18 protein-coding genes are annotated in these 14,495 nt (G+C 66.5%); 10 read left to right on the top strand and 8 right to left on the bottom strand.

The window, feature by feature from the left end; genetic code table 11:
- Positions 1-256: 256 nt before the first annotated feature.
- The 7 genes from JHC99_RS12360 to parC all read left to right on the top strand — a co-directional run bounded on the left by JHC99_RS12360 (position 257) and on the right by parC (position 6,893).
- Positions 257-868 carry a flavodoxin family protein gene (locus JHC99_RS12360; RefSeq protein ID WP_292154643.1) on the top strand — a complete coding sequence of 204 codons (612 nt, stop codon included), beginning with the start codon at positions 257-259 and terminating at the stop codon, positions 866-868.
- A gap of 108 nt (positions 869-976) precedes the next feature.
- Entirely contained in the window at positions 977-1,273 is a 297-nt protein-coding gene (locus JHC99_RS12355; RefSeq protein WP_292154641.1) for a hypothetical protein, read from the top strand.
- Between the two features lie 105 nt (positions 1,274-1,378).
- The gene (locus tag JHC99_RS12350; protein ID WP_292154639.1) at positions 1,379-1,597 is read left to right on the top strand and encodes a hypothetical protein; all 219 of its coding nucleotides are present in this window, start codon (positions 1,379-1,381) and stop codon (positions 1,595-1,597) included.
- A gap of 145 nt (positions 1,598-1,742) precedes the next feature.
- Entirely contained in the window at positions 1,743-2,210 is a 468-nt protein-coding gene (locus JHC99_RS12345) for a nuclear transport factor 2 family protein (RefSeq protein WP_292154638.1), read from the top strand.
- Entirely contained in the window at positions 2,210-2,941 is a 732-nt protein-coding gene (gene recO / locus JHC99_RS12340; RefSeq protein WP_292154636.1) for a DNA repair protein RecO, read from the top strand. The genes JHC99_RS12345 and recO overlap by 1 nt, the downstream gene beginning before the upstream one ends.
- A 146-nt stretch (positions 2,942-3,087) precedes the next feature.
- Positions 3,088-4,641 (top strand): ATP-binding protein, encoded by a 1,554-nt coding sequence (locus tag JHC99_RS12335; protein WP_292154634.1) that lies wholly within the window; start codon positions 3,088-3,090, stop codon positions 4,639-4,641.
- A 44-nt stretch (positions 4,642-4,685) separates the two neighbouring features.
- Positions 4,686-6,893 (top strand): DNA topoisomerase IV subunit A, encoded by a 2,208-nt coding sequence (parC, locus tag JHC99_RS12330; RefSeq protein WP_292154633.1) that lies wholly within the window; start codon positions 4,686-4,688, stop codon positions 6,891-6,893.
- A 312-nt stretch (positions 6,894-7,205) separates the two neighbouring features.
- Here the strand turns inward: parC and JHC99_RS12325 are convergent, their stop codons facing one another.
- Complete coding sequence (locus tag JHC99_RS12325) at positions 7,206-7,616, bottom strand: hypothetical protein (RefSeq protein WP_292154631.1); 411 nt, start codon at positions 7,614-7,616, stop codon at positions 7,206-7,208.
- The gene (locus JHC99_RS12320; RefSeq protein ID WP_292154629.1) at positions 7,613-8,008 is read right to left on the bottom strand and encodes a hypothetical protein; all 396 of its coding nucleotides are present in this window, start codon (positions 8,006-8,008) and stop codon (positions 7,613-7,615) included. Before JHC99_RS12320 ends, JHC99_RS12325 begins: the two co-directional genes overlap by 4 nt.
- A gap of 115 nt (positions 8,009-8,123) precedes the next feature.
- Here JHC99_RS12320 and JHC99_RS12315 point away from each other — a divergent pair, with 115 nt between their 5' ends.
- Genes JHC99_RS12315 through JHC99_RS12305 form a run of 3 tightly spaced genes read left to right on the top strand, consistent with a single transcriptional unit; the run spans position 8,124 to position 10,064 of the window.
- Complete coding sequence (locus JHC99_RS12315; protein WP_292154627.1) at positions 8,124-8,693, top strand: LemA family protein; 570 nt, start codon at positions 8,124-8,126, stop codon at positions 8,691-8,693.
- A 13-nt stretch (positions 8,694-8,706) separates the two neighbouring features.
- Positions 8,707-9,759 (top strand): M48 family metallopeptidase, encoded by a 1,053-nt coding sequence (locus JHC99_RS12310; protein WP_292154625.1) that lies wholly within the window; start codon positions 8,707-8,709, stop codon positions 9,757-9,759.
- An 11-nt stretch (positions 9,760-9,770) separates the two neighbouring features.
- Positions 9,771-10,064, top strand: coding sequence for a hypothetical protein (locus JHC99_RS12305; protein WP_292154623.1), 294 nt, complete (start codon positions 9,771-9,773; stop codon positions 10,062-10,064).
- Here JHC99_RS12305 and JHC99_RS12300 read toward each other — a convergent pair.
- The 6 genes from JHC99_RS12300 to pdxA form a co-directional block, all read right to left on the bottom strand.
- Complete coding sequence (locus JHC99_RS12300) at positions 10,061-10,798, bottom strand: arginyltransferase (RefSeq protein WP_292154621.1); 738 nt, start codon at positions 10,796-10,798, stop codon at positions 10,061-10,063. The two genes, JHC99_RS12305 and JHC99_RS12300, sit on opposite strands and share 4 nt — an antisense overlap.
- Before the next feature lie 129 nt (positions 10,799-10,927).
- Positions 10,928-12,067, bottom strand: coding sequence for an aminotransferase class I/II-fold pyridoxal phosphate-dependent enzyme (locus JHC99_RS12295; RefSeq protein ID WP_292154619.1), 1,140 nt, complete (start codon positions 12,065-12,067; stop codon positions 10,928-10,930).
- A complete protein-coding gene (gene rsmA / locus JHC99_RS12290; protein ID WP_292154644.1) occupies positions 12,064-12,879 on the bottom strand; it encodes a 16S rRNA (adenine(1518)-N(6)/adenine(1519)-N(6))-dimethyltransferase RsmA in 816 nt (271 codons plus the stop codon). Before rsmA ends, JHC99_RS12295 begins: the two co-directional genes overlap by 4 nt.
- A 2-nt stretch (positions 12,880-12,881) precedes the next feature.
- Positions 12,882-13,478 (bottom strand): hypothetical protein, encoded by a 597-nt coding sequence (locus tag JHC99_RS12285; protein ID WP_292154617.1) that lies wholly within the window; start codon positions 13,476-13,478, stop codon positions 12,882-12,884.
- The gene (locus JHC99_RS12280) at positions 13,468-13,683 is read right to left on the bottom strand and encodes a hypothetical protein (protein ID WP_292154615.1); all 216 of its coding nucleotides are present in this window, start codon (positions 13,681-13,683) and stop codon (positions 13,468-13,470) included. The genes JHC99_RS12285 and JHC99_RS12280 overlap by 11 nt, the downstream gene beginning before the upstream one ends.
- A gap of 34 nt (positions 13,684-13,717) precedes the next feature.
- The coding region (gene pdxA / locus JHC99_RS12275) for a 4-hydroxythreonine-4-phosphate dehydrogenase PdxA (protein WP_292154613.1) at positions 13,718-14,495 on the bottom strand (778 nt) is incomplete at its 5' end.

Here is a 14,495-nt window from a genome sequence, read left to right as displayed (position 1 = left end):
GTACGGGGTGGGGAGGGCGTTGTCAACCGGGCGGTTAAATAGGGTCGTTCCCCCCTTGCGGGGGAAGTTGACTCGCGAAGCGAGACGGATGGGGGGTACGACGACACGAAGCGACCTCTGGAAACAAGGAGCTTACGTCCGGCACCCGATCTCACCCCCCATCCGTCAGGCTCCGCCTGCCACCTTCCCCCGCAAGGGAGGAAGGGAACGCCTGGCCTATTCGCCGGTTTGTCCCGCTCAACCCCGGAGCACCCCCATGAAGGCCGTCGTCCTCAACTGCACCCTCAAGCCGTCGCCGCAGACGTCCAGCACCGAGGCCCTGGCAAACGTCGTCATCGCCGAACTGGAGAAGGGCGGGGCCGAGGTGGAGATGGTCCGGCTGGTCGATCTGAGCATCAAGCCGGGGGTCTCGGCCGACGAGGGCGACGGCGACGACTGGCCGACGGTGGACGCCAAGCTGAAGGCGGCGCAGATCGTGGTGTTCGCGACACCGACCTGGCTGGGTCAGATGTCGAGCGTGGCGCTGAGGGCGCTGGAGCGGATGGACGCCTGGTTCGGCGAGACCGACGACAGCGGCCGCCCGGTCGCCTTTGGCAAGGTGGCGGGCATCGTCGTCACCGGCAACGAGGACGGGGCCCACAACATCGTCGCCACCATCTCCCAGGGCCTGATCGACATGGGCTTCACCATCCCGGGGCAGAGCTGGACCTACTGGCACCTGGGGCCCGGGCCGGGGCCCGACTATGTCGAGACGGATCAGGGCCACGACTATTCGGACCGGGTGGGGCGAAACGCGGCGCGCAATCTGGTGGCGCTGGCGAAGGTGTTGACGCCGGAGACCTATCCGGTGCCGGAGAGCGGGGAGTAAGCGGTCGGCCGGCACTGAGCGAAATCAGGGGAGGTCGTCTTGCTGCTTGCAACACAGCTTCTGATTTCGACCCATTGCAGACCTGAGCCCAAGGTTGGATGAATAGGCATGACCGTGCCCCCTGATTTGCGTCTATCAGCCCAACGGGCGCTTCTTGGGGCGGTTTCGCACAAGGTCAGATTGATCAAGGTTCGTCGCGACGGTGATGCTATCACGATGACCACGATAGTTGCCGAGCCGTTGGATAATGAGGCAGGCGAGGCCTTGTCCTTCGCTGCCACGGAAATCATCGCTGACTTCCCAGATTGCCAGATTCGGGAACACCTGATCGTAAGCGTGGACAAGCTTCCCCGGGAAAACTTGTTCGAACATGGCTGGGTCTATCAGCGTCGCGAGGTTGGCTAAGCCTGACGGCAGCCTGCAATGTCCGCTTTCAGGACAGGTGCCTACGACTGCTCTCGACCCAGAACGGACACTTGACCCAAGGTCGTTGCTGCCAAATGATCCAACATGTCCAGCGAGCCAGACTACGTGGGAGCCGTATTTTTCGCGATCTGCGGCGTGCTGATGATTTGTCTCACGCGATGGCCGCGTCTCTGGATCGCAATGTCGATCAATCGGCGTTGGGCCGTTGAAGAGTTCAAGCGTAAGCGCAAAATACTCCCCATCATGACCGCTTTGGCAGCCTTGCTCTGCGCCTTTGCCGTCGCTCAATCGTTGCTCGGCTAAGGTCCGCTATCCCCCCACAGCCGACATTCAGAATGTCCGCTTTGTAGCCCCCCGGTAAAGGCTATCTCGAGCCTCCCGCTCTCACCAGCATTGGCGTCGTCGATCCGGGGCTCTATGAAGAGGGCGTACAAACCGGGAACTTCTGATGTCGATGCTCGCCCTGGGTCTGGCCCTCGCGCTCCAGACCGCGACCACGCCCGAGGCAGAGGTCGCCGCCGTGCTGGATCGGCTGAACGCGGCGTCGAGCGCCGCCGACGGCCCGGCCTATTTCGCCCTGTTCACGCCGGATGCGCGGTTCATCGGGACGGATGCGTCCGAGCACTGGTCGCGGGCCGAATTCCAGGCGCTGTACGAACCCTATTTCGCCTCGGGCAAGGGCTGGTCCTATCCGGCGACGGCGCGGACCATCACCATCGCGCCGATCGACTGCCGGTGCGTGGCCTGGTTCGAGGAAAAGCTGGTCAACGAGAAGTACGGCGAGACGCGGGGGTCCGGCGTCCTGAGGTTGGTCGATGGCCAGTGGAAGATCGAGCAGTATGTGCTGAGTTTCTCGGTGCCTAATGACCGGTCGGACGCAGTCGTGGCGGCGATCAAGGCCGATCCGGCGCCCTGATGGACTTCCACGAGGAGGCCTTCGTCCTGTCGGCGCGGGCGCATGGCGATACGGGCGTCGTGGTCGATCTGCTGACGGAGAGCCACGGCCGGCGCGGGGCCTATGTGGCCGGAGGCGCGTCGCGCAAGATGAAGCCGTTCCTGCAGGCCGGGTCGCGCGTCATCTGTGACTACCGGGCGCGGACCTCGGACCATCTGGGCTCGGCACGGCTCGAGGCGGTGGGCGAGGGGGTCGCGGCCCTGTTCGACGACGCCGTGGCCCTGACCGGACTGAGCGCGGCGGCGGCGGTGGCGCAAGGGGCCCTGCCGGAGCGGGAGCCGCATCCGGGGGCCTTCCTGGCGTTCGAGGCGCTGATGACGGCGTTCCAGATCCCGGCGGTCTGGCCCGCGATCTTCGTGCGGTTCGAGGCGGGGTTGCTGGAGGATCTGGGGTTCGGGCTGGACCTGTCACGGTGCGCGGCGACGGGCACGCTGGACGACCTGATCTACGTCAGCCCCCGCACGGGCCGAGCGGTCTCGCGCGATGCGGGTGCCCCCTATGCCGACAAGATGCTGAAACTGCCGCCCTTCATGCTGGGGGCGCAGGCGGGTCTGGGTGAGGGCGACGTGGGGGCCGGTCTGGACCTGACCGGGCATTTCCTGGAGCAGTTCGTCTTCCATCCGCAGAACCGGCCGATCCCCGAGGCGAGGGTGTGGATGGTCGATCGGCTGAAAGAGTCGGGTCGGTTGTAAACGAAGCGAAATGCCGCAATGGCGGGTTAACCCTGACGTGTCATGAGTGACCTGTCGTTGTCAGCGACGCGTAACAGGCAGCTCCACGCATGACTCATGTGCCGTCGCCAGAGATTCGGGAAGAGACCGCCTCAGACGGCGTCGTCGTGGCCTTTCCCGAACGTATTTCTCCGACCGACGAGATCAGCAGTTTCTTCGACGTGTCGCTGGACCTGCTGGTCGTGCGCGACATTGAAGGTCGGGTGCTCAAGGCCAGCCGGTCCTGGCACACCACCCTGGGTCACCACCCGCACGAGATGGAGGGGCTGCCGTTGCTGCGGCTTGTCCACCCCGAAGACATGCCCGGAACGCGGGGCAGTGTCGAAGAGGTCGAGAACCGCAAGGCGGGCGACCCGGTGCTGGGCTTCATCAACCGCTATCGTCACGCCGAAGGCCACTATCGGTTGCTCGAATGGCGGGCGCAGCGAATGGGTGACCGGATCTATGGCGTGGCGCGCGACGTCACCGACCGGGTCGCCGCCGAGCGCGAACTGATCGAGGCCAAGGCCGCCGCCGAGGCCGCAAGCGTGGCCAAGTCCGATTTCCTCGCCAATATGAGCCACGAGATCCGCACGCCCCTGAACGGCGTGATCGGCATCATCGACGCCCTGTCGCGCACCGAGTTGACTCCGGAACAGCGCGAGATGGTCGGGCTGGTGCAGTCGTCGGGGGTGACGCTGGAACGGCTGGTGTCCGACATCCTGGACGTGTCCAAGATCGAGGCGGGGCAATTGACGCTGGAGGCGCGGCCGTTCGACCTGGACGACGCCATCGCCGCCTGCATCGACGTCAACCGGGCCAAGGCCGAGGACAAGGGCCTGACCTTCGAGATCGAGCGCCACGAGGCCGCGCGCGGCGCCTTCGTCGGCGACAGCACGCGCATCCGCCAGGTGCTGGGCAACCTGTTGTCGAACGCCGTGAAGTTCACGGCGCGGGGCGGGGTGAGCGTCCACATCCAGGTCACCGAGGACACGCTGGGCGACGACGGGCGGCACACCCTGACGCTGGAGGTTCGCGACACCGGGGTCGGTTTCCCGTCGGAACACGCCGAGCGGATGTTCGAGCGGTTCAGCCAGGCCGACGGCTCGATCACGCGCCGGTTCGGCGGAACCGGGCTGGGGCTGTCGATCTGCCGCTCGCTGGTCGAGATCATGGGCGGCGAGATTTCGGCGACCTCGACGCCGAACCTGGGCAGCCGGTTCACGGTTCGCCTGCCGCTGGAACGGACCGAGCCCGAGCCAGCGAGGTTGAACCGGCTCGAAACGCTGTCAGCCCGCCCGGCGGACCGGCCGCTGAGGGTGCTGCTGGCCGAGGATCACCCGGTCAATCAGCGGGTGGTGCAGATGATCCTGTCGGACCAGGACGTAGACCTGGTCACCGTGGACGACGGAGCCCAGGCGGTGGCGGTATTCGCCGGCGGCGGGTTCGACCTGGTGCTGATGGACATGCAGATGCCGCTGATGGACGGGCTGAGCGCGACGCGCGCGATCCGGGCGCTGGAGGCCGAGCAGCGGTCGGCACCGACGCCGATCATCATGCTGAGCGCCAACGCGATGGCCGAGCATCAGGAGGACGCGCGTCTGGCCGGCGCCGACCTGCACGTCGCCAAACCGATCACCGCAGCCAGTCTGTTGGCCGGGATGCAGGCGGTAGTCGGCTAGAACGCGCTAGACTCAGCGATCCGACTGAGTGATTCGCTGACCGCATGACCATCCACACACCACCGCCCCCCGAAGGCGGACGTATCGTCGATGAGCCGATGAGCGAGGCGTTGAGCCGGCGCTATCTGGCCTATGCCCTGTCTACGATCACCAACCGGGCGCTGCCGGACGTGCGCGACGGGTTCAAGCCGGTCCACCGCCGGATCATGTACGCCATGCACCAGATGCGGCTGAACCCGCAGGCGGCGGCGAGGAAATGCGCCAAGGTCGTCGGCGAGGTGATGGGCGGCTATCACCCGCACGGCGACGCCTCGATCTATGACGCGCTGGTGCGGCTGGCGCAGGACTTTTCGCAGCGGTATCCGCTGGTCGACGGCCAGGGAAATTTCGGCAATATCGACGGCGATAACGCTGCGGCCATGCGCTACACCGAGTGCAAGCTGACGGCGGCGGCGGTGCTGCTGATGGACGGCATCGACCAGGACTCGGTCGATTTCAAACCCACCTATGACGACCAGGACGAGGAGCCGGTGGTGCTGCCGGCCGGGTTCCCGAACCTGCTGGCCAACGGCTCGTCGGGGATCGCGGTGGGGATGGCGACCTCCATTCCGCCGCACAATGTGGGCGAGCTGATCGACGCGTGCCTAGTGCTGCTGGAGAACCCCGAGACGACGACGGCGGAGCTGGCGACCATCGTGCCGGGGCCGGACTTCCCGACCGGCGGGGTGGCGGTCGAGGGCCATGCGGCGATCCTGGACGCCTATGAGACGGGCCGGGGCGGGGTACGGCTGCGGGCGCGGTGGGAGCGGGTTCCGCTGGAGCGCGGCGGCTATCAGGTCGTGGTCACCGAGATGCCGTACCAGGTCGGAAAGTCCAAGCTGGTCGAACAACTGGCCGAGCTGATCGAACAGAAGAAGGCGCCGTTGCTGGCCGATGTGCGCGACGAGTCGGCCGAGGACATCCGGCTGGTGCTCGAACCCAAGAGCCGCACCATCGAGGCCGAGGCCCTGATGGAAAGCCTGTTCCGGCTGTCGGACCTGGAGGTGCGGTTCCCGATCAACATGAACGTGCTGGACGCCACGGGCACGCCGCGCGTGATGGGGCTGAAGCCGTGTCTCCAGGCCTTCCTGGATCACCGGCGGGTGGTGCTGATCCGGCGGGCCAACTGGCGGATCGAGCGGGTCGAGAAGCGGCTGCACCTGCTGGAAGGGCTCAGGATCGTCTTCCTGAACCTGGACGAGGTCATCCGCATCGTGCGCGAGGAGGAGCAGCCCAAGGCGGTGCTGATCGCGCGCTTCGGCCTGAGCGAGATGCAGGCCGACTATGTCCTCGACACCCGGCTGCGCCAGCTGGCGCGGATCGAGGAGATGGCGATCGAGAAGGAATACGCCGAACTGGCCGCCGAGCTGGCCGGGCTGAAGGCGATGATCGGGTCGCCGGCCAAGCAGAACAAGCTGATGATCGTGGGCCTGCAGGACGTGCGAAAGGCGATGATCTCGCCGCGTCGGACGACGATCGCGGAAGCCGTGGATGCATCGGCCTTCACAGCGCCCGAAGCCTATATTCCGCGCGAGGCCATCACGGTAATCCTGTCGGAACGGGGCTGGATCCGGGCGACCAAGGGCAAGGTCGAGGATCCGTCCGAGCTGAAGTTCAAGGAGGGCGACAGCCTGGGCTTCCTGGTGCCGGGGTACACCACCGACAAGATCCTGGTCGCGGCGTCGGATGGGCGGGTCTTTACCCTGATGGCCGACAAGCTGGCGGGCGGGCGCGGCCATGGCGAGCCGCTGCGGCTGATGATCGAGCTGGAAGAGAAGGCCGAGATCGTCGCCGTCATGGCCCATCAGCCGGGGCAGAAGGTGCTGGTGGCGTCACGCGACGGCTACGGGTTCGTGGCCCTCGAGGACGACCTGATCGCGTCCAAGCGCGGCGGCAAACAGGTGCTGAACGGCGAGCTGAAGGCCTTGCTGCGCCTCGGGGCGGCGGATCAGGTCGCCGTTCTGGGCGACAATCTGAAGACCCTGATCTTCCCGGTCGCCGAACTGCCCGAGATGGGACGCGGCAAGGGGGTCAAGCTACAGGCCTACAAGGGCGGCGGCTTGCAGGACATCACGGTGTTCAGCGCCGAGACCGGACCGGAATGGGCGGACGGTGGCGGCCGCAGGCGGAACTGGCCGGACTGGAAGGACTGGCTGGGCAAGCGCGCGCAGACGGGGCGGATGGGGCCCAGGGGATTGCGCAAGTTCCGCTAGGGACGATCGACGTCCAGAGAACAGCATCCAGAGCCGGCGACGTTATAGGAATATAATCTCGAAAAGGTCTTGCCATCCGCCATGACTGTCGCCATCTTGGCGCGAGGTCTTTGACAATGCGACGAGGCGAGCCGTTACGAGGTCAGCCGTCCCAATTTCGCATAATCCGGCGCGGTTCAGGAACGAAGTTTTTGTAACGTACTGATTTCAAATGATTTTGGACGTTTGGTAATGTCCCTTGTGTCACGTCTTTTTTGGCACGGGTGACATTTCCCGTGCCGTCGCGACGCACTCCACGCATGCGTATGTCGCCTAGTCGGCGGGGGTTGCAGCCTCGACCGCCTCTGTCGCTTCGCGGGCGATGCGCTCGGACAGGGCGCGACACACCCGCTGGTCGCCGTCCATGGCCTGGAGGATGATCGGCGCGCGACGGTTCAGCCCGGGTCCATAGAGGGCGATCTGGCGATCGACATCGGTGCGGATGGCGGCGTCGGTGTCGGCATTCAGGATGCCCAGCGGCTCGCCGTACAGATAGGCCAGGTTGTCGTAGGCCACGGCGGCCGTCACACCCGCCTGACGCAGCTCGGCATCACCGGCCAGACCCGCCGCCGCCGAGGCCATCCGAAAAGTCGCGGCACAGCCGACCATCTGCTCATAGGTGATCCGGTCTGCGGCGGGTGCCGCCTGGACCGTTGCCGACAGCAGGAGGGCGACAAGGCTCATTCCAGTGCGAAGCCCCGACGCGCGGCCATGTCGCGAAGGCTGTCGGTGCAGCCCTTCTGCTCGCCGTTCATATGGTCCAGCGTCGCGCGTCGACTTTCGGGATTGGCGAGCGGGACGTCCCAAGCCAGGCGTTGCTGCCTGAGTTGATTGGCCAGGGAGGTGTCGGTCGCGGCGCGGTCGTAGCCGACCGGAGGCCCGAAGATGTAGGCCAGATCGCGCCAAAGGTCGGCCGCCTCGTTCGACGGCTGGGCCGAGCCGCCGCCATAGCGGACGACGACCTCGCCGGCGTGGCGAAAGACGCCGCCGCACATCAGCGCGGTCATGTAGTCGGCCCGGTCGGCGGCCGACTGGGACGTCAGGGCCAGGACGGATGCGAGGGTCAGGGCGATCATCGGGGCAGTTTGTCGCGATCGACGCGTCGAGGCCACTGACGCGATCTGACGCCGATTTCGCTATTCGACGGCCGGTGTTCGCGCGATAATCCCGGGATCTAACTGGAGGGTCGTCATGATTGCCTTGATCGTCGTCGTCGTCATCATCGCCATAATCGCCTTCGTGGTGATCGGGGCCTACAACCGGCTGGTCGCCCTGGACCAGAGCGCGGACCAGGCGTTCGCCGACATCGACGTGCAGCTGAAGCAGCGCAACGACCTGATCCCCAACCTGGTCGAGACGGTGAAAGGCTATGCCTCGCATGAGGCCGGGACCCTGGCCGCCGTGACCCAGGCGCGGGCGGCGGCGGCCGGTGCCACCTCGGTCAACGACAAGGTCGCGACGGACAATATGATGACCGCGGCCCTGGGCAAGCTGTTCGCGGTGGCCGAGGCCTATCCGGACCTGAAGGCCAACACCAACTTCCTGGAACTGCAGCGCGAGCTGTCGGACATCGAGAACAAGCTGGCGGCGGCGCGCCGGTTCTTCAACAACGCAGTCAGCGAGTTCAACGCGGTGCGGGCCCAGTTCCCGACCGTGCTGTTCGCCGGGATGTTCGGCTTCGGCAGCGAAAAGCCCTTCTTCGAGGTGGATGCCGCAGACCGCGCCGCCATGACCGCCGCCCCGCCGTCGGTGAAGTTCTAGGGGCTCATCCGCGATGGGCGCCGTCGGGCTCAAGACCCACATCTGGGCCAACAACACCCGGTCGATCGTGCTGCTGGCGGGGTTCCCCGTGCTGCTGGTGCTGATCCTGTACGGGTTGCAGTTGATCCTGATGGGGTTCGGCTTCCTGCCCAACTCCGGCGAGTCGCTGGGCGCCGACATGGGGATGGCGGCGTCGATGCTGGCCGGGACGATTCCCTTGGCGCTCGTGGTCGCCGGCGTCTGGTTCGCCATCGCCTGGTTCGGCAACCAGGCCATGATCGACGCCATGACCGGGGCCCGGAAAGTTACGCGCCAGGACCAGCCGGAGCTCTACAACCTGCTGGAAAACCTGTGCATCTCGCGCGGGATCAAGACGCCGACCCTGCGGATCATCGAGACCGACACGATGAACGCCTATGCCTCGGGCCTGTCCGAGGGTCACTACAGCGTCACCGTGACCTCCGGCCTGATGCAGGCGCTGGACCGCGACGAGATCGAGGCCGTGCTGGCCCACGAGCTGACCCATATCCTGAACAAGGACGTGCGGACCATGGTCATCGCCTCGATCTTCGCCGGCATCATCAGCGTGATCGCCCAGCTGATCTTTCGCGGCCTGTTCTATGTCCGGGGCGGGGGCAGGAAGAACAAGAACGCAGGCGCGCTGATCGCCGTCGGCCTGATCATCGCCGCGATCGGGTTCGCACTGTCGATCGTGATCCGGCTGATGCTGTCGCGGACGCGCGAGTTCGTCGCCGATGCGGGCTCGGTCGAGCTGACCAAGAACCCGGATGCGATGATCTCGGCGCTGAGGAAGATCTCCGGCCGCTCCTACGTGCGCGCGCCAGACGACGTTCAGGGGATGTTCCTGGATAACGAACCCGAGAAGGGCAACCTCGTCGACGAGATGTTCGCGACGCATCCTCCGATCGAGAAGCGGATCGCGGCGCTGGTGGAGTATGCGGGCGGGCGGGATCAGGGGCCCTGGGATCCCGACGCGCTGGAGGCGGGCGTATCCGTGACGGCGGTTCCGACCACGACCTATGGGACCGCAGTCCCGACAAGCTGAAGGCGTTCGTGATGGCCAAAGACAAGATCGAAGTCGAGAATTTCACCAGCCCGGGGCACGTGCAGCGTGTCGACGCCGACAAGTATCTGGCGATGCGCGCCGCCTACCTCGCAGTCCTACCTGCCGATGGTGAGGGTGCCACGCCCGCTGAGATCAAGAGCGCACTTTTGCCGAGACTGCCCGAGGCGCTCTTTCCTGGCGGCGACACGGCCGGATGGTGGGCCAAATGCGTCCAGCTGGACCTGGAGGCCAAGGGTCTGATCGTACGTGGACCGAAGGCCCCCGTCAGGCTGCGGAAAGCCTAGACGTCCAGCCGCGTCCATCCCAGCGGCTTGAGCACTTCCATCGGCCGGAAGCCGGCCTTGTATTCCATCTTGGTCGAGCCCTCGACCCAGTAGCCCAGGTAGACGAAGGGCAGGTTCACGGCTGCCGCCTGACGGATGTGATCCAGGATGGCGAAGACGCCCAGGGACCGCTTTTCCATCGCCGGATCGAAGAAGGAATAGACCATCGACAGGCCGTCGCTGAGCAGGTCGGTCAGACTGACGGCGACCAGATCGCCGGGGCCGCCGTCGGTGGAGGGCAGGCGGTATTCGATCAGATGGGTGCGGACCGCCGTATCCTCGACCATGGCGACATAGTCGGCCCAGGTCATGTCAGTCATTCCGCCGCCCGGATGGCGGGTGGCCAGATAGCGTTTCAGCAGGACGAACTGCTCCATCGTCGCCTCGGCCTCGACCAGGTCGCGCGACAGGTCGGCGTTCCGGGCCACGATCCTGCGCTGGGTCCGGGTGGGCGCGAACTCGGGCACGGGCAGGCGGACCGAGATACAGGCGTCGCAGCCCTCGCAGGCGGGGCGATAGGCGATGTTCTGGCTGCGGCGGAAACCCGCGTGGGTCAGCTCGTCATTGACATGCGCCCCGTCGCTGAACGGCAGGTTGGCGAACACCTTGCGTTCGGTCATCCCCGGCAGATAGGGGCAGGGCGCGACCGCGGTCATGAAGAAGCGAAGCTGACGGGTCGGGACGAACTGGGTCACGGCGTCAGGTCCGCACCCGTTCTGGCCGATCGTATGGCGTCGCAGAAATCATCGTCGGATTTGGTCACGGTTCGCACGGGGCTCGCAAGAGCGTTCGCGCCACAGTGGACGTTGCACGTTGTCAGGGCGTTAACCCTGGGCCTCCTGAGCGCGGGCGGCAAACCAGGGGCGCAGACGGTTCAACGCCTCCTCGATCTGTGGCGTCGAGACGGCGAAGCTGAAGCGCATGAAATGGGGGCCCTCGACCGGATCGAAGTCCACGCCCGGCGCGGTGGCGACGCCCGTGTCGCGCAGCAACTGCTCGCAGAAGGCGACGCTGTCGTCGGTCAGATGGCCGATGTCGGCCCAGATGTAGAAGGCACCGTCGGGCGGGGCGATGGTCTTCAGCCCCAGCGACGGCAGGGCGTCCAGAATCAGGGCGCGGTTGGCGCGGTAGGTGTCGATGTGCCCTTCCAGTTCGTCGACGCAGTCCATGGCGACCAGGCCGGCATGCTGGCTCAGCGAGGGCGGGGTCAGGAACAGGTTGCCGATATAGGCGCGAGCGGTCTCGACATGATCGGCCGGGACCAGCAGCCATCCGAGCCGCCACCCCGCCATGCTCCAGTATTTGGAGAAGGAGTTGATCACCATGGAGTCGGGCGCGAACTGCAGCATGGAGGGTTGGGGCCCGACGTAGCTGAGGCCGTGGTAGATCTCGTCGGAGATGACGGCGATGTCGCGGGCGGCGCAAACGGCAGCGATGGCGGCCATTTCGTCGGGCGCGATGACAGAGCCGGTCGGGTTGGCGGGGCTGGCGATGATGACCCCGGCGGGAGCGGGATCGAGGGCCGACAGGGCGGCGGCCGTCAGCTGATAGTGTTCCGCGGGACCACAGGCGATCTCGACCGGCGTCATCTTCAGCGCCTTGACCGTGTTGCGATAGGCGACATAGCCGGGCCGGGCCATGGCGATCCGGTCGCCGGGTTGGAACCGCGAGGCCAGGGCCAGGACCAGGGCGGGCGAGGCCCCGTTGGTCAGCAGCAGCCGGTCGGGATCGACGGAGACGCTGTAGCGGTCGAGGTGCAGTTTCGCAATGCGCGCCTTGAGCGGGGCGCTCTCCCAATAGCCCATGGCGTCGGCGTCGAGAACGCGGTGAGCCTCGGCGATCGCGGCGGCGGGCGCACCGGTCGAGGGCTGGCCGAACTCCATATGGATCACGCTGCGCCCCTCGGCCTTCAGGGCGTGAGCGAGGCGGCTGATGGTGATGGCGCGGAAGGGTTCGATGGTCATTTGACGGCCTCCGCCAGCCGCAGGAAACCCGCCAGGTCGATGGTCTCGGCGCGGGCGTCGGGGTCGATGGCGGCGGCTTCGCACAGGGCAGCGCCGCCCAGGGTCTTGAGGCTGGAGCGCAGCATCTTGCGGCGCTGGCCGAAGGCGGCGGCGGTGATGGTCTCGAGCCGTTTCAGGGTCTCGCGGTCCGGGCGGTCGGCCCTGGGGATCAGGTGGACAACGGCGGAGGCGACCTTGGGCGGCGGGGTGAAGGCGGCGGCCGGCAGATGCATGACGATGCGGGCCTCGGCGACGGCCTGGGAGATGACGGCGAGGCGGCCGTAGGCGCCGTTTCCGGGCGCGGCGACGATCCGCTCGGCGACCTCCTTCTGGAACATCAGGGTCAGGGCGCAGGGCGTCCACGGGCCCGTCAGCCATTTGATCAGCAGGGCCGTGCCGACGTTGTAGGGCAGGTTGGAGACGAGGTGAGTCGGGCCGGTGGTCAGCTCGGCCTCGGTGACCTTCAGCGCGTCGGCCTGGATGATGGTCAGGCGGCCCGAACCGTCGTCGAGTTCGCTCAGCAGGGGGACGAAGCGGGGGTCCTTTTCGACCAGGACGACCGGGCCCGCATCGCTTTCGAGGATGGCGCGGGTCAAGCCGCCGGGGCCCGGGCCGACCTCGATCACCGCGCGGCCGTCGAACGGCCCGGCGAGGCGGACGATCTTTCGCGTGATGTTGAGGTCCAGCAAGAAATGCTGGCCGAAGCTCTTCTTGGCCAGCAGGCCGTGGGCCTCGAGGGATTCGCGCAGAGGGGGGAGGGCGTCAGGGGTCATGGTCACGTTGCGCTCGGACGCCGCACCAGGTTCTGGATCGCATTCTGGAGGTCGGATGACTTGTCGGGCAGATGTTGCTTTGAGCCTGGCTTTCGACCGGCCTGCAGAGCGAGATCAAGAACCGCATCAACGGACTGGATACGACCTTCCTGCTCAAGGATATTCAGGAAGTCGACGGTGCTGATCTCGACGATCCTGTCGCGATCGAGGACGGTAATGCGCCGAAGGACGGCGCTTTCCTCGCATAAGAGGACACCTTGTTCGTCGGGGCCCAGTCGGCCGGGTTGTTCGATGATTTCAACGGCAGCCTGCTCGCCGAGATTGGGCTGGCGAACACCAGGGTCGTTGGCCCGCGCGGCGTCGAAGATCCGGTAGGCCTGCGTCGGCGCGAACTCGACGCGGTCACGATGATCCTGAGCCCAGGCCAGGATATCGGAAGCGCCAAGACGCGAGGCATCGTGAGTCGCCTCATAAAGCACGGCGTCCGGGATCACGATCTCCGCCCCGTCCACATACAGGAGGTAGTCGAGCGAGCCGGCGGCGGCGAGGGTGATTAGTGGGCCGGTGTCGACGACGAAGATCTTGAGCTTACTCGCCATGGCGAGGGAACATCCACGCCCGAGCCCTGGCCAATTGCTCCTCTCGGCCAGTCGATGCGGGCCTGGGAGGAGCCAGGCGAGCGTCGGCCAGCATTCGGAAGAGGTCGCCATAGGTCACGTCGCCTAGCGTTTTTCGGACCTCGATCGCCGAGATGTCGCCTCGCGAGAAGCGGGTCAGCAATGCGTTGGATTCCAGGGCGGTCATGATGGCGCATCATGACACGGACGGTTCGGTAAAGTCACCTCGCGCGCGCTCCGGCCATCTCGGTTGCCAAGCGGATGGCGGCGATCAGGCTGTCGGGGCGGGCGAGGCCCTGGCCGGCGATGTCGAAGCCGGTGCCGTGGTCGGGGGAGGTGCGGACGATGGGCAGGCCCAGGGTGGCATTGACGCCGCCCCAGAAGTCCAGCGTCTTGACCGGGATCAGGGCCTGGTCGTGGTAAAGGCAGACCACGGCGTCATAGCCGGCGCGGGCCTCGTCGTGGAACAGGCTGTCGGCGGGCTTGGGGTCGGTGATGTCGATGCCTTCGCGGCGCAGGATCTCGACGGCGGGTCTCAGGACGGTGATCTCCTGAAGGCCGAGCGCGCCGCCCTCGCCCGCGTGGGGGTTGAGTGCGGCGAGCGCGATGCGGGGCGAGACCAGGCCGAAGTCGCGCTTCATCGATTCGTGCACGACGCGGGCGGTGCGGGTGACGCGCTCGGTGGTGACGAGCTCGGGCACCTGATCCAGGGCGACATGGATGGTGACCAGGCAGGCGCGCAGGTCCCTGGCCGTCAGCATCATGACCGGGCCGCGCGTGCCGGGCATGGGCGTATCGGCGGTCAGTTCGGCGATGAACTCGGTATGGCCGGGAAAGCGGAACCCGGCGGCATAGAGGGGGGCTTTGGCGATCGGGGCGGTGACGAGGCCCGAGGCCTGTCCGGACAGGGCCAGATTGACGCCGTACTCGATCCAGTCGGCGACCATGCCCGCATTGGCCGGGTCGGGACGGCCGGGTATGACGGGGGCGGGCAGGGGC

Origin of the sequence: Brevundimonas sp. (assembly GCF_016463485.1) — a bacterium.
Lineage (GTDB): Bacteria > Pseudomonadota > Alphaproteobacteria > Caulobacterales > Caulobacteraceae > Brevundimonas.
This window is presented reverse-complemented; position numbering and strand designations above follow the sequence as displayed.